General features: G+C 45.1%; 19 protein-coding genes. 14 read left to right on the forward strand and 5 right to left on the reverse strand.

The window, feature by feature from the left end; translation table 11 throughout:
* Window positions 1–42 precede the first annotated feature (42 nt).
* From FOF60_RS03700 to FOF60_RS03745, 10 genes are all read left to right on the forward strand, one after another.
* The gene (locus FOF60_RS03700) at window positions 43–1,602 is read left to right on the forward strand and encodes an ABC transporter substrate-binding protein (protein ID WP_251616259.1); all 1,560 of its coding nucleotides are present in this window, start codon (window positions 43–45) and stop codon (window positions 1,600–1,602) included.
* A 76-nt stretch (window positions 1,603–1,678) separates the two neighbouring features.
* Window positions 1,679–2,632: a nickel ABC transporter permease gene (gene nikB / locus FOF60_RS03705; RefSeq protein WP_192469712.1), complete on the forward strand. Its 954-nt coding sequence runs from the start codon at window positions 1,679–1,681 to the stop codon at window positions 2,630–2,632.
* Window positions 2,633–2,634: 2 nt separating this feature from the next.
* Window positions 2,635–3,522 (forward strand): ABC transporter permease, encoded by an 888-nt coding sequence (locus FOF60_RS03710; protein WP_413632790.1) that lies wholly within the window; start codon window positions 2,635–2,637, stop codon window positions 3,520–3,522.
* Between the two features lie 63 nt (window positions 3,523–3,585).
* Window positions 3,586–4,620: an ABC transporter ATP-binding protein gene (locus tag FOF60_RS03715; protein WP_192469711.1), complete on the forward strand. Its 1,035-nt coding sequence runs from the start codon at window positions 3,586–3,588 to the stop codon at window positions 4,618–4,620.
* Window positions 4,577–5,566 (forward strand): ABC transporter ATP-binding protein, encoded by a 990-nt coding sequence (locus FOF60_RS03720; protein WP_192469710.1) that lies wholly within the window; start codon window positions 4,577–4,579, stop codon window positions 5,564–5,566. Before FOF60_RS03715 ends, FOF60_RS03720 begins: the two co-directional genes overlap by 44 nt.
* A gap of 153 nt (window positions 5,567–5,719) precedes the next feature.
* Window positions 5,720–7,330: a gamma-glutamyltransferase family protein gene (locus FOF60_RS03725; protein WP_192469709.1), complete on the forward strand. Its 1,611-nt coding sequence runs from the start codon at window positions 5,720–5,722 to the stop codon at window positions 7,328–7,330.
* 24 nt (window positions 7,331–7,354) lie between these two features.
* Window positions 7,355–7,927, forward strand: coding sequence for a chromate transporter (locus tag FOF60_RS03730; protein WP_192469708.1), 573 nt, complete (start codon window positions 7,355–7,357; stop codon window positions 7,925–7,927).
* Window positions 7,927–8,454, forward strand: coding sequence for a chromate transporter (locus FOF60_RS03735; protein ID WP_192469707.1), 528 nt, complete (start codon window positions 7,927–7,929; stop codon window positions 8,452–8,454). The genes FOF60_RS03730 and FOF60_RS03735 overlap by 1 nt, the downstream gene beginning before the upstream one ends.
* Window positions 8,455–8,803: 349 nt before the next feature.
* Window positions 8,804–9,376, forward strand: coding sequence for a helix-turn-helix domain-containing protein (locus FOF60_RS03740; RefSeq protein ID WP_192469706.1), 573 nt, complete (start codon window positions 8,804–8,806; stop codon window positions 9,374–9,376).
* Window positions 9,354–10,313: an alpha/beta hydrolase gene (locus FOF60_RS03745; RefSeq protein ID WP_192469705.1), complete on the forward strand. Its 960-nt coding sequence runs from the start codon at window positions 9,354–9,356 to the stop codon at window positions 10,311–10,313. The genes FOF60_RS03740 and FOF60_RS03745 overlap by 23 nt, the downstream gene beginning before the upstream one ends.
* A gap of 67 nt (window positions 10,314–10,380) precedes the next feature.
* Here the strand turns inward: FOF60_RS03745 and FOF60_RS03750 are convergent, their stop codons facing one another.
* Window positions 10,381–11,235, reverse strand: a complete 855-nt coding sequence (locus tag FOF60_RS03750; protein WP_192469704.1) for an amidohydrolase family protein — start codon at window positions 11,233–11,235, stop codon at window positions 10,381–10,383.
* Between the two features lie 11 nt (window positions 11,236–11,246).
* Window positions 11,247–14,285 (reverse strand): GNAT family N-acetyltransferase, encoded by a 3,039-nt coding sequence (locus FOF60_RS03755; RefSeq protein ID WP_192469703.1) that lies wholly within the window; start codon window positions 14,283–14,285, stop codon window positions 11,247–11,249.
* A 255-nt stretch (window positions 14,286–14,540) separates the two neighbouring features.
* On the opposite strand from FOF60_RS03755, the gene FOF60_RS03760 reads away from it, so the two are divergent.
* From FOF60_RS03760 to FOF60_RS03775, 4 genes are all read left to right on the forward strand, one after another.
* Complete coding sequence (locus FOF60_RS03760) at window positions 14,541–15,059, forward strand: methylated-DNA--[protein]-cysteine S-methyltransferase (RefSeq protein ID WP_192469702.1); 519 nt, start codon at window positions 14,541–14,543, stop codon at window positions 15,057–15,059.
* A 302-nt stretch (window positions 15,060–15,361) separates the two neighbouring features.
* A complete protein-coding gene (locus FOF60_RS03765) occupies window positions 15,362–15,862 on the forward strand; it encodes a flavodoxin domain-containing protein (RefSeq protein ID WP_192469701.1) in 501 nt (166 codons plus the stop codon).
* A 97-nt stretch (window positions 15,863–15,959) separates the two neighbouring features.
* Window positions 15,960–16,511 carry an undecaprenyl-diphosphatase gene (locus FOF60_RS03770; protein ID WP_192469700.1) on the forward strand — a complete coding sequence of 184 codons (552 nt, stop codon included), beginning with the start codon at window positions 15,960–15,962 and terminating at the stop codon, window positions 16,509–16,511.
* A gap of 122 nt (window positions 16,512–16,633) precedes the next feature.
* The gene (locus tag FOF60_RS03775; RefSeq protein ID WP_192469699.1) at window positions 16,634–17,899 is read left to right on the forward strand and encodes a hemolysin family protein; all 1,266 of its coding nucleotides are present in this window, start codon (window positions 16,634–16,636) and stop codon (window positions 17,897–17,899) included.
* A gap of 210 nt (window positions 17,900–18,109) precedes the next feature.
* On the opposite strand, the gene FOF60_RS03780 is transcribed toward FOF60_RS03775, so the two are convergent.
* The 3 genes from FOF60_RS03780 to FOF60_RS03790 are packed head-to-tail and all read right to left on the reverse strand — an operon-like array spanning window position 18,110 to window position 19,331.
* Window positions 18,110–18,241 (reverse strand): hypothetical protein, encoded by a 132-nt coding sequence (locus FOF60_RS03780; RefSeq protein WP_264647639.1) that lies wholly within the window; start codon window positions 18,239–18,241, stop codon window positions 18,110–18,112.
* A 36-nt stretch (window positions 18,242–18,277) separates the two neighbouring features.
* Window positions 18,278–19,141: a permease gene (locus FOF60_RS03785; RefSeq protein ID WP_192469698.1), complete on the reverse strand. Its 864-nt coding sequence runs from the start codon at window positions 19,139–19,141 to the stop codon at window positions 18,278–18,280.
* A 19-nt stretch (window positions 19,142–19,160) separates the two neighbouring features.
* Window positions 19,161–19,331, reverse strand: coding sequence for a hypothetical protein (locus FOF60_RS03790; protein WP_192469697.1), 171 nt, complete (start codon window positions 19,329–19,331; stop codon window positions 19,161–19,163).
* Window positions 19,332–19,368 lie beyond the last annotated feature (37 nt).

The raw sequence follows: 19,368 nt of genomic DNA on the forward strand, positions 1-19,368 counted from the left end.
ATGTTAGGGAAGCGGTTTTACGGAAGAGGGGGAGAAGCAAAAGTGAGTAAAAAAGGAAAAGTATTTGCAGCAGTATTTATGAGTTTATTATTGCTATTGGCAGGATGTAACAATAGTAATTCTTCCGGTTCGGAAGGAGAGAAATCGGCAACGGCCAGCGCTCCTGCGAAAACGGACAACACTGAATTGGTGGTCGGGCTGGATGATGATCCGCCGCAGCTGGATCCTCATTTCTCAACAGCAGCGGTTGACCGACAAGTATTCCACAGTATCTATGACAAGCTGGTTGATGTGGATGAAGAGCTTAACTTCGTTCCGATGCTGGCGGAAAAATGGGATATTTCAGAAGATGGAAAAACATATACCTTCACTTTACAAAAGGGAGTTAAATTCCATGATGGAACTCCGTTTAATGCAGAAGCAGTTAAATTCAACTTTGAGCGCATGATGGATCCTAATGCAGGTTCACCTCGTGCATCTGAATTATCGTCCATTGAAAAAATTGAAGTAGTTGATGAAACAACATTGAAGGTTGTGCTTTCAGAACCGTACAGCCCATTCCTGGCAGCATTGTCTGACCGTGCCGGCATGATGGTTTCTCCAAAAGCTGTACAAGAAAAAGGCAAGGATTTTGCCAACTCACCTGTTGGTACGGGTCCTTTCAAATTTGTATCACGAGTGAAGCAAGACAAAATCGAAGTTGAAAAAAATGCTGAGTATTGGAACGGGGCACCAAAGTTTGAAAAAATCGTCTATCGTCCATATTCAGATGAAAATGTCAGGCTGACAAACCTTACATCAGGCGATGTTGACATTATCAGCAAAGTTCCGCCAAAAGATGTTGAGAAGTTAAAAAATGATTCAAACCTTACATTATCTGAGACAAGCGCTCTTGGCTTCCAGGGTCTATATTTGAATCACAAGAGTGAGCCATTCAATAACAAAGCGCTTCGCCAGGCATTGGATTTGGTCATTGACCGTGAAGCAATCATCAAGGTTGCGCTTCGTGACACTGGTGTACAGGCTGCAGGAGCTATTCCTCCTGGGACTTGGGCATATGACGATTCTATTAAACCAACAAAGAAAGATGTAGAAAAAGCTAAGAAAATCATGGCTGAGGCAGGGTATCCTGATGGATTTGAATTTACGTTACAGCTTTCTCCTAAGCCAGTGGAAGAGCAAATCTCGCAAATGATCCAATCAATGGCTGCAGAAGCCGGCATTAAGGTTAAGCTTGAAATCGTCGAATTCGGAACGATGCTTGATAACATGGATAACTATAAGTTTGATGCAGTCCGATTAGGCTGGAGCGGAAGAACTGATCCAGATGGAAACATCTACGCCCTATTCCATACGGACGGCTCAATCAACTACGGTTATTCAAACCCGAAAATGGACGAGCTGCTGGAACAGGCACGAGTTGAAGTCGACCAAAAAGAACGAAAGAAAATTTACAGCGAAGCAACTGAACTAGGACAGGAAGAAGTACCGTTCATTTTCATCTACCACGAGAAGGATTACAAAGCATTTAAAAACAACTTACAGGGCTATAAACACATCTCGGATCAAATGATGCGCTTCCACGACGTTTCATTTAAATAAGCATTCAACTTGATTCGGCTTGGAGATCCATTCTCCAAGCCGATGTATTTTAAGCTTGGGAAAGGGAGGGAGCAGTGTGGTAAAATTTTTAATTCGCAGATTGGGACTTATGGTCGTTATCTTATTTCTAGTCAGCATCATCGTTTTTTCTTTAGTCCATCTTACTCCAGGCGACCCTGCAAGGATGATTTTAGGACAAGAGGCTACAGAGGAGTCGCTGCAGGCATTACGTGAACAAATGGGATTGAATGACCCACTGTATGTGCAATATTTTTCCTGGGTTACGAATGTCCTCCAGGGTGACCTTGGAAATTCCCTGAAGGATAATACACCGGTTCTTACCGTGCTGCTTCAAAAGCTGCCGGTCACGATCCAGCTGTCAATCATGTCATTTTTCATAGCGATGCTGATTGCCATCCCCGCTGGTATTATCTCAGCAACAAGAAAAGGAACGTTCTGGGACTACTTTGGAACAACCTTCGCATTATCCGGAGTTTCTGTTCCACCGTTTTTCTTGGGAATTTTGCTCATTTTCATTTTCTCTATCTCATTAGGGTGGCTGGCACCTTCAGGGTATGTCGAGCCATGGAAGGATTTTAAACAGAGTATGCTGTTAATGATCTTGCCTGCACTCGCAGTAGGCGTCAGATTGAGCGCTGAAATTACGAGGATGCTGCGTTCGAGCATGCTTGAAGTGCTTGAGGCGGATTATATCCGCACAGCATATGCAAAAGGTGTATTAGAAAGAGGAGTCGTTATTGGTCATGCTTTGAAAAATGCACTCATTCCTGTTGTTACTGTTAGTGGACTGCAGTTGGCTACCTTCCTCGGTGGTGCTGTCATCACAGAAACGATTTTTGCAATACCAGGGATTGGGCGGCTAGTAATCGATGCGATATTGACAAGAGATTTTCCGGTGGTACAGGGGGCCGTTCTCTTCATGGCCATCGCTGTTGTCGTCGTTAACTTCTTTATTGATGTCCTATATTCCATTCTTGATCCAAGAATCAAGCTGACAGGGGGCCAGTGACCATGGAAGCACAGTTAGAACAAAAAATCGTCGTCGTTGAGAGCCCAAGAAAACGCCGGATGAAAGAAATGAGCTCTCGTTTCTTCCAAAATAAATTAGCAGTTGTTGGCGGTGTTTTTACTTTGCTCCTCATTCTTATGGCTGTTTTCGCCCCGCTCGTTGCGCCTTATAATCCAACGGAGCAGAATTATGCAAAGTTCCTGCAGAGTCCTAATGCAGAGAATCTGCTGGGCACAGATGAACTAGGCCGCGACATTCTAAGCCGGATCATCTATGGAGCAAGGGTGTCGATTCAGGCTGGGATTATATCGGTAGGAATCGCGTTGTTGATCGGTATTCCTATTGGTCTTTTTTCAGGATATTACAGAGGCGTTTTGGATGAGTTCGTTGTCATGCGTTTTACGGATGCATTGCTTTCATTCCCGCCGCTCGTACTGGCGCTTTCACTGGCAGCGGTGCTTGGAGCAGGATTACAGAATGCGATGATTGCCATCGGTATTATCTTTACGCCTAACTTTATCCGTCTGGTAAGAGGAGAGGTTCTGAGCCAGAGGGAGCGTGAATATGTCACGGCAGCAAAAGCTTCCGGAATAAGTGACTTTAAAATCATCTTCAGGCATATCCTGCCAAACTGCATGCCGCCAATCTTAGTCCAGGCAACACTGGCGATTGCGGCAGCGATTATATCGGAAGCCTCTTTAAGTTACCTGGGGCTGGGAACTCAGCCTCCAACACCGAGCTGGGGAGCCATGTTATCTATGGGACAGGGCTACCTTGGGGACGCACCCTGGATTTCTCTATTCCCGGGCCTGTTTATCTTTTTGACTGTTCTATCAATCAACTTATTTGGTGATGGTCTGCGTGATGCACTGGATCCCAAGCTGAAGTGAGGTTATTAGAATGACATTTTCATACACTGCTAATCTAGTAAAACGAAAGGAGGAGGCAATCAAATGACACAGCCCTTATTGGAAGTTAAGAATCTGAAGGTCAGCTTTGCCGGAAAAAAGAAGACCACAAATATAGTAGCCGGATTATCCTTTAATGTGGAAAAAGGGAAAACCCTTTGTATTGTTGGGGAATCAGGCTGTGGAAAAAGTATGACCTCCCTTTCGGTCATGGGTTTGCTTCCCAAGACGGGGGAAGTGGAAGGAGAAATTCTCTTAAAGGGTGATAACCTGACGGAAAAGTCTATGAAACAGATGAGCAAAATCAGGGGCAACCAGATTTCAATGATTTTCCAGGAACCAATGACTTCGCTTAATCCCGTACAGACAGTTGGAAAGCAGATTGCCGAGACTATTATTCTCCACCAGAATGTGAGCAAGAAGGAAGCTCGCCAGAAGGCAATTGAGATGCTTCAGCTGGTCGGCATTCCTTCACCGGAAAAGCGGATCGATGCCTATCCTCATGAGTTAAGCGGCGGAATGCGGCAAAGGGTCATGATTGCGATCGCCCTTAGCTGCAATCCGGAACTGCTGATTGCGGATGAGCCGACTACAGCTCTTGATGTAACGATCCAGGCGCAGATTCTTGATTTGATGAAGAACCTGCAAAAAGACCTGGATATGGGAATTATCATGATTACCCATGACCTGGCGGTTGTTTCTGAAATGGCGGACACAGTACTGGTCATGTATGCAGGAAAAGCGGTTGAATATGGCACCAGAAAATCGATTTTCAACGATCCGAAGCATCCATATACACAGGGGCTGATGAAGTGTATCCCCGATGTAGATGCTGAAGAGGATGTCGAGGAGCTTTTTGTTATAAAAGGATCAGTGCCATCTCCGGATGCGATGCCAGCAGGCTGCCGATTTGCCGATCGCTGCCCGTATGTGCAGGATATCTGCAGGGCACAATCCCCGGATCTCGAGCAAGTAGATTCACAACACACAGTGAGCTGCTGGAAATACACTGATTTATGGAAGGAAGGTGAGGCAAATGGGCCAGCCATTAGTGAAGTTGCCGTCGGAAAATCTTCTTGATGTACAGGACCTGAAGAAACACTTTCCTGTCGGTGATCAAGGGTACTTTGGTGAAAAACAGGTAGTAAAAGCATTGGATGGCATCACCTTTACTCTAAAAAGAGGCGAAACTCTGGGAATCGTAGGTGAATCTGGATGCGGCAAATCTACGATGGGCCGGGCCATCCTCAGGCTTCACGAACCAAGCTCAGGAACGATCGTTTATGACGGAAAGGATATCACGAATGTTTCCAAGCGGCAGATGCGTGATAACCGCAAAGATATGCAGATCATTTTCCAGGATCCATATGGTTCCCTGAACCCAAGAATGACTGTAGGCGCGATGCTGTCAGAAATCGTTGAAACCCATAAAATTGTTCCGAGAAAAGAGCTATATGACTATGTTTGTCATCTGCTGGTAGAAGTTGGGCTTTCGGAACAGCATTATTACCGCTTCCCGCATGAGTTTTCAGGCGGCCAGCGCCAGAGGGTGAGTATTGCACGCGCGCTGTGCACGAACCCGAAGCTGATTGTCTGTGATGAAGCTGTCTCTGCTTTGGATGTATCAGTCCAGTCACAGATCCTGAATTTGCTGCAGCGATTGAAAAAGGAGCACCAGCTGACATACTTATTTATTTCCCACGACCTTAGCGTTGTGAAGCACGTAAGCGACCGTGTTGCCGTCATGTACTTAGGGAAAATGGTCGAACTTGCTGATAAAAAGGACCTTTATGATAATCCGCTGCACCCTTATACAAAGGCCTTGCTATCTGCAATTCCTTCAACCAAGGAAGAGAAGAAGAGGGAAAGGGTCATTTTAAAAGGGGATGTGCCAAGCCCGATCAATGTTCCGAGCGGCTGCCGTTTCCATACAAGATGTCCGCTTGCTACCGATCGATGCAGGGCAGAAGAGCCGGCATTCAGGGAGGTAAGCGAGAACCACTTTGCAGCTTGCCATTATGCATAACTTGGAGAGGTCCTTGCCTAGTTGGTAAGGACGTTTCTTTCGAGATGAAAAAAGAGTTGTTGTTTTATAAAAAGAGAATATTTCATTTGTAAGGCTAATAAGCTAAATTGACTTACAAATGAAAGCGACCATCTTTGAGGGGGAGATCAATTCATGAACGTAGATTATCTGAATTATCCATATCAATCACAAAGAACCGTAAGCTTTGCCAAGAATGGCATGGTTGCCACTTCTCAGCCGCTGGCAGCGCAAGCGGGTCTGGATATTTTAAAAAAAGGCGGAAACGCCATTGATGCAGCGATTGCGACAGCAGCATGTCTGACAGTTGTTGAGCCAACTTCTAACGGAATCGGCGGCGATGCGTTCGCATTAGTTTGGGTAAAAGGGGAACTTCATGGCCTGAACGCCAGCGGCCCGGCACCGCAAAGCATCTCGATTGATGCCGTTAAGGAAAAGGGACATGAGAAAATGCCGACATTCGGATTGGTCCCTGTTACCGTTCCAGGTGTACCTGCAGCATGGGCTGAGCTATCGAAACGATTCGGGAAACTGCCATTGACAGAGGTATTACAGCCGGCAATCGACTATGCAGAAAAGGGATATCCGCTGTCACCGGTTCTCGGCAAGTACTGGAATATCGCTTATGAAAAGTTTAAAGAAATTTTTACAGGTGATGAATACAAAGGCTGGTTTGACACATTTGCTCCTGATGGAAAGGCGCCGCAGATCGGGGAAGTCTGGAAATCAGAAGGCCATGCAAGCACCTTGCGCCAGATTGCCGAAACAAATGCGGAAAGCTTTTACCGCGGAGAGCTGGCAGATAAAATTGATGAATTCTCCAAACAGCATGGCGGCTTCATCTCAAAAGAGGATTTAGCTGCATACAAGCCGGAATGGGTACAGCCGATCAAGGTCAATTACAGAGGCTATGATGTCTGGGAAATCCCGCCGAATGGGCAGGGCATTGTTGCCTTGATGGCGCTGAACATGCTGAAGGGCTATGAACTGAATGAAAAAGAATCTGTGGATACATACCACAAGCAAATTGAAGCGATGAAGCTTGCGTTCGCGGATGCAAAGAAATATGTAACTGATCCTGAGAAAATGACCGTCACTTCTGAGCAGCTTTTATCCGAGGAGTATGCGGAAGCAAGAAGAAGCTTGATTGGTGAAAAAGCCCGCCTGCCGGAGCCTGGCACACCTCCAAAGGGTGGAACCGTTTATCTGGCGGCAGCGGATGGAGAAGGAAACATGATTTCATTTATCCAGAGCAATTATATGGGCTTCGGATCCGGGATCGTCATTCCTGGAACAGGTATTGGTCTGCAGAACCGCGGAGCTGATTTTTCATTGGATCCGTCACATGATAATCGCCTTGAGCCAGGCAAAAAGACGTACCATACAATCATTCCGGGATTCCTGACAAAGGATAATGAAGCAGTCGGTCCGTTCGGAGTCATGGGCGGATACATGCAGCCACAGGGCCATGCCCAGGTGATCATGAACACAATCGACTTTAACCTGAACCCGCAGGCTGCGCTCGATTCACCACGCTGGCAATGGATGGAGGGCAATAAGGTGGTTGTGGAGAATACTTTCCCTGCCCATATTGCCCAGGCATTGGCCAGGAAAGGGCACGATATCCACTTCGCACTGGACGGAGGCAGTTTCGGAAGAGGCCAGATTATCTGGAGAGACCCTGCAACCGGAGTGCTTTCCGGCGGAACAGAGTCAAGGACGGATGGGGCAATCGCAGCTTGGTAATCTCAAAAAAGGTGTTGAATGATAATGAAACAGCTTGATCTATTCCTGGCATTTTTCCGAGTTGGAATACTGGGATACGGCGGCGGCCCATCATCGATCCCGCTCGTTCATAAAGAAGTAGTCGAGAAATATAAGTGGATGAATGATGATGAGTTTGCTGATGTTTTAGCACTTGGCAATACCCTACCAGGACCGATTGCCACCAAGATGGCAGGCTATATCGGATACAGGGTTGCAGGGTTTACAGGAATGGTGAATGCCGTAATGGCTACAATCGTCCCGACTATACTGTTGATGATTATCTTACTAACCTCGATTTCTTCCTTTAAAGATCTGCCATGGGTTGCTGGCATGACAAAAGCAGTCGTTCCGGTCGTTGGTGTCATGCTGGCGACCTTGACCTGGGACTTCTTTAAGAAATCAAATGAAACGCTGGGAAAGGTGAACGCGGGTTTAATGGTGGTTGGCGGACTTATTCTGATGGAGGTTTTGAATATCCATCCAGCCATCCTGATTCTCGTGTTGTTAATATTGGCTATCGCTAAAAAAGATAAAACTCCTAAGGTGGAGAACAAGATCGAAAGAGGGGTGGGATAATGATTTATTGGCATATATTCCTCGCCTTTTTCATCCCGGGAATCGTTGGCTACGGGGGAGGCCCGGCCTCGATTCCCCTGGTGGAAAATGAAGTGGTCGACCGCTATGGCTGGATGACGGTACCGGAATTCAGCGAAGTGCTGGCGATTGGAAATGCATTGCCAGGGCCAATCGCGACAAAAATGGCAGGTTATATTGGATATGAGCAAGGAGGAATTCTGGGTGCTGTTGTCGGCATTTTCGCCACAGTTGCACCGTCGCTGATCATTATGATCGTTCTCCTTGGAGTATTGTACCGGTTTAAAGATTCACCAAAAGTGAAAAGAATGACGAATTATATCAGGCCAATCATCGCCGTTTTGCTTGGTGTCATGACGTTCAACTTCTTCTTTAACTCCTACGTGGACACAGGCATCATACAAACAGTTTTCTTGGTTGTTGCCAGTTACCTGCTGCTTGAAAAATGGAAGGTGCACCCTGCCTATGTCATCACTGCATCGTTAGCGTATGGCGGTTTATTTTTATAATGGTAAAGAGCCCATCCAGGGAAGGATGGGCTTTTAATGTGCAGGAAACTCCGAGATAAGGGTACGATTGGGTTTTAAATGTGCCCTTATAGAAGGGGAAATTCCTTCATAAGGGTACAACATTAGCCTAAACACGGTATTAGAGTACCTATTGTGGTACTAATTTCACAAAATCATTAAGGCTTTAATGCATTTGAAAACATACCGCCATATTGTTGACGAAGTAAGCCTATTAAACAAGGGATAGCTTTTTAATTGGAAAAAATTTCTTGACTATCGAGTTGAACGGTATTATTATCATTATTGATAATGATAATAATCGCAAACTAATATACAGCAGGTGATCACGATGAAGGAAACGAAAGCAGATTTAATTTTACATCCAGTACGAATAAAGGTTCTTCACACGTTATCCAGCGGGAGGAGGAAAACAGTACAGCAGATTGCTGAGAAGCTGCCAGAAGTGCCGCAGGCTACCTTATATCGCCATCTGAAAAAACTGCTTGATGCCGGTATTATTGAGGTAGTCGAGGAAAACCAAGTGCGCGGCACGATTGAAAGAGTCTATGCATTGCCCCAGCAAAACGAAGTACTCTCACGGGAAGAAGTGCTCAAGGCCGGACCGGATGAGCATCTTGATTACTTTATTAAGTTTCTGGCCAATGTGCTAATGGATTTCGAGTCATATATCCGCCAGCCAAATTATGATTTTCAAAAAGACATGGCAAGCTTTAGAACGGCAACATTGTACGCCAGCGATGAGGAATATAGTGAGTTTATCAGGAAGTACGTTGAATTGATCACGCCGTTTCTTCACAATGAGGAAACGCCCGACAGGAAGAAACGGACAGTTACCAATATTTTAACAACCCACCATACTATTGAAGAGGGGAATAAGGATGATGAACGTCCAGATGGTTAAAGAGGAGATTTCTTTTAAAAGTGATGTGGATTTAAAAGGGACATTATTAGTGCCGGATTTGGGGAAGGACTCTTACCCGACGATTGTATTCCTTCCGGGGTCAGGGGAATTGAACCGTGATGGCAGCACGCCTAATGGGAAATTCAAGTTTAATCTATACAAGGATCTGGCGGAGTTATGCACATCACTCGGATTTGCAACCTTCCGCTACGATAAGAGAGGTGTCGGGGAAAGCGAAGGGAATTTTCATTCAGCCGGTCTTTCCGATGCACTGAAGGATGGAGAAACAGCAATGGATATGCTGGCAGCTCATCCGAAGGTCGACGAAAACAAGCTCATCATCATGGGACACAGTGAGGGGTGCATGGTCGGCACTGCCTTGAACGCAATCAGGCCGGCAGCCGGCTTGGTCCTTCTGTCTGGCGGCGGTGAAACTCTTAAGGAGGCGCTCGATCACCAAAGGCAGCTGCTTTATAAAGAAATGAGAGAAAAGAAGGGCATCCAGGGCTTCATTATCAACAAGTTCAACACTCTTGATAAAGCTGAAAAACAAGCACAGGGCACCTATAAGAAAATGGTTGAATCCGATAAAGATGTAACAAAAACATTGGGCTTTATCAAAATGCCTGCAAAGTACTTCAGGGAGCATTTTGCGCTGAATATTGAAGAGGCATTGGCGAAAGTGACTTGCCCGGTGCTGGCGATCAATGGCACAAAGGATTTTCAGGCTAATCCTGAAAAGCTGAAGCGCATTGAACAGTTTGTCCAGGGTGAATCTGAAATCCATATCGTCGAAAACATGGACCACGGATTGAAGGTACAGCTTACACCGCTGAGACCATCCTCATACAAAAAGGATTACTTAAAAACCATTGGAAAGCCTATCCACCCTGAGGCAGTGAAGCATCTGACCTCATGGCTGCAGAGATACCTTTAATACGTGAAGAAGTCCCATTACCATATTGATAATGGGACTTCTTCTTGTTTCCTGAATCAGTTGGAGCCTATTCCAAAAATGGCTTGATTTTCGGAAATACCTTCAGTGCGGTATTGTAAAATAAGTCCTCATGGTGCTCGGGCGGAATCAGGTCTTTGATGAACTCAATATACGGACCGACTGGAATCAGCGGCCAGTCTGTGCCGAACAACAGCTTGTCGTACGAATCAGCAAACTCAAGCGCATGGCGCAGGTGGTCAAGAAAACGTCCCTGGCTGCGTTTATCCAGTTCTGCCTTCGTGCCGACAATCAATCCTGACAAATCAGCGAATACATTCGGATTTTTATAGATGATTTCCGCTCCGGTCAACGTCCATGGATCTCCAAAGTGTGCCATCATGAAATTTACATCCCGATGGTTGACCGCGACCTCGTCAATCGCCATCGGATGGGAATATTTCAAATACCCGCGTTCCGAATAAGTGTCTCCGGTATGGAACACAACAGGAAGCTGGTATTTCGCGGCCAGCTTGTAGACCGGTTCGTACACTTCGTCATACGCATAAAAAGGATAGTATCCAAGATAAATCTTGATACCGACTGTCTTCGGATTTTGCAGTTCTTTTTCAAGACGGGCAAGCGCTGCCACATCGAGGTCATATGGATTGACCCCGGCGCAGCAAAATATGTTGACCGGGAGCTCAGCTTCCATATCTAGCCCCATCGGTGTCCGGGCTTCATAATCAGGGAATCCCATCTTATCGGTTTCCGTCAGGCCCATGCCGATCCCTAGCACCACATTGGCCTCCTTGAACTCCTTTAGGATGCCAGCTGTGGAATAGTCGACAAATGACAGCTTCTCGGCCGTTTCATAAAAGGATTTGATGTTTGATAGGTGTATATGGGCATCGATAATTTTCATGTTTTCTCCTTTTAAAATTGGAATCTTCTCAGTTTTTTCAGCAAATCGCCAGTCAGTTTGCGCTCATCGAAAAGCAGGAAAAGCGGAGCACTTTTTTCGAATTCGCCTTTGTGCCTTGAGACGAGCTGTAAAACTTCTTTATTTGTATACGCGTCAGTTGGATAGGCATCGTTGTTCGAAATCATATAAAACTTATCGTCACAGCTGTTGGAGGTAAAATAAGAATCTTCATCCAGCAGCAAAGCAATCTCCTCTTTGCCTGCGTGATAGGCATGCGCCTGTTTGCTGTCACTGACTGAAATTCCTACATCGGTCAGTGTGTCACCGCCAATGAACAGGTCTGTGATCCACACCTCATGTGCAAGATTTTTCCCGCCAGCGTCCTTCACTTCTGCAAAAGAAGCGACAATGGGCACGCCAGGAAGCATCAAATAATATTGCGTGTACTGGACGCCGTTCCACTGCTTATGTTCCTTAAACTCCGTTGTAATCGCCAGCCCGGTCCATTTATTGCCTTCACTGTCCTTCTTTTCAACCACTTCAGCATGGCTGGTTTCTTTTAACAGTGAGAAGGTATTGATTCCATTCGGTGCGGTCTTCATTCCGCCTGCCCATGGATTCCACCAACTCTTCGCCGTCAACTCTGGATAGGAGTGGTCGAGCCATTCGTGGCCATTCACTTTCATTGAATAGATACCAGGATAGAAGTTTGGGTCTGCCTTCAGAGTGATGATGCCGTTATCGATGATCAAATTGCCATCCGTTGCAGAAGTAACACTTCCCGAAGGAGAGAGCAGCAATTCTTTGAATCTAGCTTCCGTCCCATTGCCTTCATATGAGGCATCGACAATGGACAGCGGTTGCAGGGCAGCGAATGGCACTGTCATAGAATGAGAGGTTTTCTCCATTTCTGCGGTAATTTCATGAATCTCATTCCCAATCTTTAATGTGCCATCCAGGTAGCTGTTACGGTATGTTTTCAAAGTGAACTCTAGGTCAGCATCAGGCTGGATTACGAGCTGATCAGCTTTAAAGCTTAGTTCACTGCCCTTTTCAGGTTTCTTACCGACATGCACTTGCTCTGCATAGGCGATGAACTCCTCAACACTCTGGAAAGCACCAAGTGACAGGGTGATGGTTCCTGACACAGCTTTTGCCCCTGGCTCCAGCTTTCCGAATTGGTCCTCGATGATAAACTGCCAGCTCTCAGGCCCTGCACTGCTATCCTTAGACCAGGCCAAGCCAATCGGGCCGTACTGCCCCTCGGAAAAATACCAGTTCCCTGTGATTCTCTCAGAATCTAGCTCGCCAATTTCCATGATTCGATTTTCGGTAAAATGAACAACCTCGCCATCGAGCGGGAAGTAAACTTTTTCGAGTTCATGGTAGACAGGCTGGCTGAAGGCCACTTCAGGATGAACGCTCTCACCTATATTCTCAACCTCAGCCCATGTATGGACGATCCCGTCACCGAACAAGCGGTATGTCTGGGTTAAAAGCAGTCCCTCCATCTCGGCAGATTCCAGGCTAATTTTCATATCAATCGAAGAATCATTGATCTCCCAGGTGACAGAGGAAGGCTTTTTCTTGGTGAACTCCAGCGAATAGGGCTTTCCAAGCTTCGGTGTCATAAAGGCAAAAGGCTGATTTTTCTCGTTGTTTCTGGCAGCTGATGTCAGCAGGTCCCGTTTGCGGACATTGATCTGGCCAAGTCCGTTGAAAATATGCCAGAAATCCTTTGATTCACCGCCGAACTTTTCGCCAAGGCCCTTGAAAGCAACCGAGATGTCCTGCTGGAAGGTCAGCTTTTGTTCATCGTTTTTTGTTGCTGTAATTGTAAGCTCAGGATTGTAAAATCCATGCTGTTTTATCGTCAAAGGCACAGACACCGTCTTCCGGCCCCGGGCAGGAATTTCCACTGTGAATGTTTGTTTTGTTAATACGACTTGCTCATTTACAGGGAAGTCTATTTGGAACTCCGCATTCTCTCTCAAGTTATTGGTTATTTCAACGTCAATAGACGTCGCTTTGTCCAGGAATGAAAGATTACCAGAATAGTTGCCTTCTATTTTTGCCGGGTTGATTGGAAAGACGCCAAGCTTTAACTCGCACTCAAGCCCATTGACCGATATCGTGGCCTTGATGCTTGGGTGTGTACGCCAGTGGCTTGGTTCTTCGCCTTTTTCAACGGTAAAGGACGCAGTAATAGTAGACTCATCTTCTACCATTTGATCCGCAGCGAAATCATACTTGATTCGTCCTGTGTCCGTCCCATTTGCTTTAAAGTTAAGGGGTGATCCGCCCTTGTTCACGACCGTGATTTCGAATTCCCGTTCTTCCTCCTGGATCACTTCATGGTCAGCCATTTTTATTTGCAGGATGAACTCATCCGTTTCAATCAAGCTGATGCCGCGGCTTGTTCGTTCGAATTGTACCCGGGCTGAAGTTTCTTCATTCTGCCAGCTATATTCATAGAATGTAAAACCGTTTTCCTTTACACCGTCCGGCTTCACCTCTATTAATCTAGTGCTGTCCTCATACCAGTCCAATGATTCAAAGACCGGTTTTAACAGCGGTGTATTCAGGACCTGCGGAATGAAATTCATTAAATGGGTCGAGTCATCCCGATCCTCCCAGAAAAAGCCGCACTTCTTATAAAGCGGAACGGCCTTCGTGTTCCCGGCCCAGGTGTAAAGGTCAAGCCGCGGCCAGCCCAGCTCCACCGTCTTATCCAGCGCCTGAAGCACGAGCTTTTTGCCAATCTTATGCCCCTGGTAATCGGGCCTGACATTGAGGAGCGGGATATACAACGATCCCGTATCTTCCTTATACTCAGACAAGCCACAGTAACCGACGACTTCTTCACTGTCCAGCGCCAGATAAAGCTCGATATTGTCAGAGTTAGCTTCCTTCTTTTTCACCTGCTCCTCCGTCATGACGCGCGTATCTCCGCCCCAGCCGTCACGACTCAGATTCCACATTTTGGCGACTCCAGCCGCCAATCCTTCATGATATTTCTCGATTTGGATCACCTTGTTCAATTGTGCCATTACCTTTCTCCTCCTTGGCTATGGGCCATCTTCCTTTTTAGTTAAAATAAGCTTCTTTTTTGAATTGTCCATTTTGCTGAACCTCCTTTTATTTAATGGGAGTGTTTTTGCACTCCATATTCATCGTAAAGGGAAAATTTACTAGTGTAAAGAAAATTTAGAATTTAATGTTTTTTAAAAATATCCATTATAAATATGGTAGTTTCCATTTTTTAGATATAATGAGGAAAAGACCGTAAGAAGGAGTGAGGAGTTGTGGAGCAAAAAATCTATTATGACATCCTTCATTTTAATGGAGACGAAATTTTTATTTCGGCGACCGGCAAAGGCGTATGCTATGTAGGGTCACCAGAAGAGGATTATGAAGATATGGCTAAACGTTTTCCCGCTGCTGTATTTGAAAAGAATTCGGAAGCCTTAAAACCATACAGGGATGAGTTGGCTGAGTATCTTGAAGGGAAGCTCAGACAATTTTCCCTGCCAGCCGATGTAAAAGGAACTGCATTCCAGGAAGCAGTCTGGACGGCCTTGAAGGAAATCCCTTATGGCGAAACATGTACATATTCAGATATTGCAGAAAAAATCGGCAAGCCGGCTGCTGTGAGAGCAGTAGGAAGCGCAATCGGCGCTAACCCAGTGCTGATCACTGTGCCATGCCATCGGGTCATCGGCAAAAGCGGCGCAATCACAGGGTACCGGGGCGGGATTGCCATGAAACAGCAGTTGTTGGAGCTGGAGAAAAACCACAAAGTAAAAGCTGGATTGGATTTGTAGAGAGGAAACGGGTCACGTAAGGGGTTTTTGTTCTCGGAGTTGGAGTTAGGAGAGAAACGGGGCATATAAAGTAGATTTATGTTCCCGGAGTTGGCGTTGGGAGAGAAAACCGGTCACATAAAAAAATTGCCGATGTGATGCAGTAGAAACTTCATCTGGGAATCACCTCATCATCACAAACGTGAATTGTTAGAAAATTGCCATATAACTCTCACACTTTTTCTTCAACTAAAAGCTATAATAAACCCAAATGGACTATGAACGGTGGTCTGGAATACCAGAGGGCTGATGGGGGCGATCTAATGAAGAGTTTGATTGTTTACTGCTCAACACATGGTACGACAGCAAAAGCGGCACATCTCTTACGAAAGCAGATTGAAGGGGATGTCATTGCCATCAATCTGGATAAGACAAAGCTCCATTCAGATTTGGAGCTGTTTGATTCTGTGTTGATCGGCGGATCCATCCATGCCGGCAGCATCCAGGGAAAAATAAAAAAATTCATGAAAGAGCATGAGGACGTGCTGCGAAGAAAAAAGCTCGGCTTGTTTCTTTGCTGCATGAGGGAAGGCCAGGAAGCACACACTCAGTTTGAGAATGCATTCCCGCCAAGCCTCAGGGAAGCGGCAATCGCGAAAGGATTGTTCGGGGGTGAATTCATTTTTTCAAAGATGAATTTTTTCGAGAAAATCATTGCGAAAAGTGTAAGCGGATCGACAGAAGAAATTTCTCATCTCGATCTGGGATCAATCAATGATTTCGCGGAAACTGTTAATCGGAATAATAAGTATTTACCTGTCTAAAAATCGGAGGCTATCTCGGCCTTCGATTTTTTTATTTTGGACAGCGGAAAATATTGTATAATCAAAGTAATTTGTTTGGGGGAGAGGTTTTAACAGAATGAATATTGAGCTTTTCAGAATGATCAATGATGCCGGAAAGGAATTCGGAGCGCTGAATCCGGTCATGGTCATAATTGCTAACAATGCGATTTACCTGTTAGCGGCGGCTGTCCTTGTATACTTGTTCAGCCGAAACCAAAGGAATCGATTGATGGTGGTAAGTGGTTTGACAGCACTTTTGTTGGCAGAGATAGCCGGGAAAATTGCGGGCATGCTTCACTCGAATCACCAGCCGTTTGCAAGGCTTCCCGATGTTAATCAATTGATTGAGATGGAAGTAAACAACTCGTTTCCGAGTGACCATACAATTATTTTTTTTACGATGGCGGTTACTTTCTGGCTGTTTAAAAGGAAGCATACATATTTATGGATCTTGCTCGCCGGGATGGTTGGTTTTTCGCGGATATGGGCCGGGGTGCATTATCCGGCGGATATCCTAGTAGGTGCGATTCTTGGATCAGGATTCGCTTATCTTGGCTACCGCGTGATTTCAACGATCAACTTATTCAATAAGAATAAATCGACAGGCAAGGAAATGAAAAATCTATAGATTATGAAACCTTTACGCTGGGTAAACCGTACATAAACAAGGTCAAGATAGAGTATTTGATTTATTTACTCAAGACCTGTAAAATATATTCTGACAAATTTTTTTTCGGAGAGTGAATTTTTTTGGAAGTTCCCATAGGTTTAGTCATTTTATTAGGTGTTTTAATTCTTTTGTCTGCCTTCTTTTCATCGGCAGAGACCGCTTTTTCCAGCGTCAATAAAATCAGGCTGCGAAACTATGAGTCTGAAGGCCGCGCTGGAAGCAAGAAAGCTTTGTATATTTCTGAGAATTTTGATGACGCGTTGTCTACAATTCTAGTAGGTAACAATATCGTCAATATTGCAGCGGCGAGTATTTCATCCAAGGTAGCTGTTGATATCTTCGGAGCAAGCACAGGTCTGATCGTAAGTACATTTGGTATGACGATCTTGATCCTGATTTTTGGTGAAATTTTGCCGAAGTCAATAGCGAAGGAAAATGCAGAAGCTTATTCGTTAAAAATTTCCGGTATCCTGCTGTTGCTGATTAAAATCCTTACGCCAATCAATTTCGTGTTCAGTAAATTGAAGGCATCCGTATCGAGGATGTTCTCGAAGGATGGGGAAGCCCAGCCATCTGTCACCGAAGAAGAAATCAAGGTGATGGTGGACATCAGTGAAGAAGAGGGCGTCATCAACAATGATGAGAGGGAGCTTGTGCACCGTTCCCTGGAATTTAACGATGTTCTTGTCGGCGAAATTTTAACACATCGAATGGATATGATTACAATCGAAGTAAACCAGCCTCTTGAGGAAATCAAGCAGATTTTCCTTGAGGAACGTTTTTCACGAATCCCGGTTTATGAAGAGAATATAGATAATGTCATCGGATTCTTGTCCGAGCGTGAATTTTTCGCTGAATTGATTCAGAATAAAGAAGTGAATGTCCGTGAGATGCTCCGTCAGCCGATGTTCGTCGTGAAGTCGATGAAAATCGCCACCCTGTTGCCTGAGCTGCAAAGGACGAAGAGCCATATGGCCATCGTAGTCGATGAATTCGGCGGCACGAGCGGCCTGATTACGCTTGAAGACATCCTTGAAGAGCTTGTCGGCGAGATTTGGGATGAGCACGATGAAAAGGTCAACATTATAACAAAAATCGATGAGAGCACGTATGAATTCGATGCCCAGTATGATCTAGATGATTTTGCTGAATTGTTCAATGTGCCAATGCCGGAGACTTCTTACCACAACCTAGGCGGCTGGATTTTTGAAACTCTTGAGAGTATCCCGGTAAACGGCGATACATTTGTTTACGAAAACCTGCGGATTATCGTCAAGGAAGTAGAAAATCACCGGATTCGTAATATTAAGGTGGAAATCATGCCAGTTCTTGAAGTTGAAGAATAAAAAAGAAGGTGGAATCAGGCTGTTTGGATGCCTGGCTCCACCTTTTTTGTTGTTTTTGGTATGTGACGATGGCGATAAGGTTGCTGGAAAAAATATTCTCCCGAAGCAACCCCATAATTGCTCGAAAAAGTGTGATAATCTCTCGATAAGGCACGGTAATTGCCTAAAAAAGAACCCTATTCGTGCCGTCTTCCTATTATTGTAAAAATATTAGCAGCAAGTAGCATCACCGCCGCAGCAAGCTTCGTTTTTCTCTTCTGTTTCCTGGACTTCTTTGATTTCCACGCTGCAGCAATCAGACCTTGAGTTGCTGCCCATCAGGATTTTGATAAAATTAGCCATTATTTTCACCTCCTTTCATCAAGATATTTTGATTTATTATACAAAATAGAACACAAATCCAGACACTGTCGACATCGTAATAACTGATGCGATAAATGCAATCACAAGCTGCTTTTTAAAAATCGATTTTAATAGGATGACTTCAGGCAGGCTGGCACCGGCTGAGCTGATCATCATTGCCATCACGGGACCAAGGGCCATTCCTTTTAAAATCAGCATTTGCGAAATCGGAATCATGCTTGAAAGCCGGATATATAATGGAATTCCGGCGATTGCTGCGACTGGAATCAGCCACCATGCATCATGCCCGAACCATTTCGTAATGATTTCAGTTGGAACAAGTCCGTGGATGACGGCGCCGATTGCAGCACCGATGAGCAAGTAAGGGTAGACACTTTTCATCAGCGACCAGGTTTCGTCTAAAGCAAATCTCCAATTGAACTTTTGGTTCTTTTCTTCATAGCCAGACATGATGACATTTTTGACGTAACGCTGGAATCCCAGCTTATCGAGTGTAAAGCCGATGACAATCGAGAAAACACTTGTGATAACTGTGTAAATGATCGTTACCTTCCAGCCCATCACGACACCCATGATGGTTAAAATTGTCGGGTCGAGCACCGGAGAAGCGAAGAGGAAAACCATAACGATTGAAAACGGAATTTTCTTTTTCAGCATATTGACGACTACTGGTATCGTGGAGCAGGAACAAAAGGGTGTGATAAACGCGAACAGGATGGCTGCAAAGCTGGCTAGTACTTGATTGCGTCCTGTCAGTTTTATTTCGATTTTTTCATAAGGAATGTATCCCTGAAGCAGGCTGATCAAGAAGGAAATCCCGATAAAAAGCACAGTCAATTCAAGGGCGATCCATAAAAAGCTTTTTAGAAATTCAATCATCTTCCTCTACCTTCTTCCTTTAGCAATTAGCTGGAACTGGGCAGCATTTAGGCTGCTGTTTTTGTTTCCGGGAAAAAAAAGGCAATTGCTTTGTTTCCGGCTGTTCAAAGAACTTCCACGCGTGTCTGGCTTTCCTTTCAACTTCCTCCTGCTTTAACTGTGCCAATGCTTGATAGTCATGATAAAACATGTATATCCTCTCCTTAATCAAAATATGTTGATTTATT

Source organism: Mesobacillus jeotgali, assembly GCF_014856545.2.
Lineage (GTDB): Bacteria > Bacillota > Bacilli > Bacillales > Cytobacillaceae > Mesobacillus.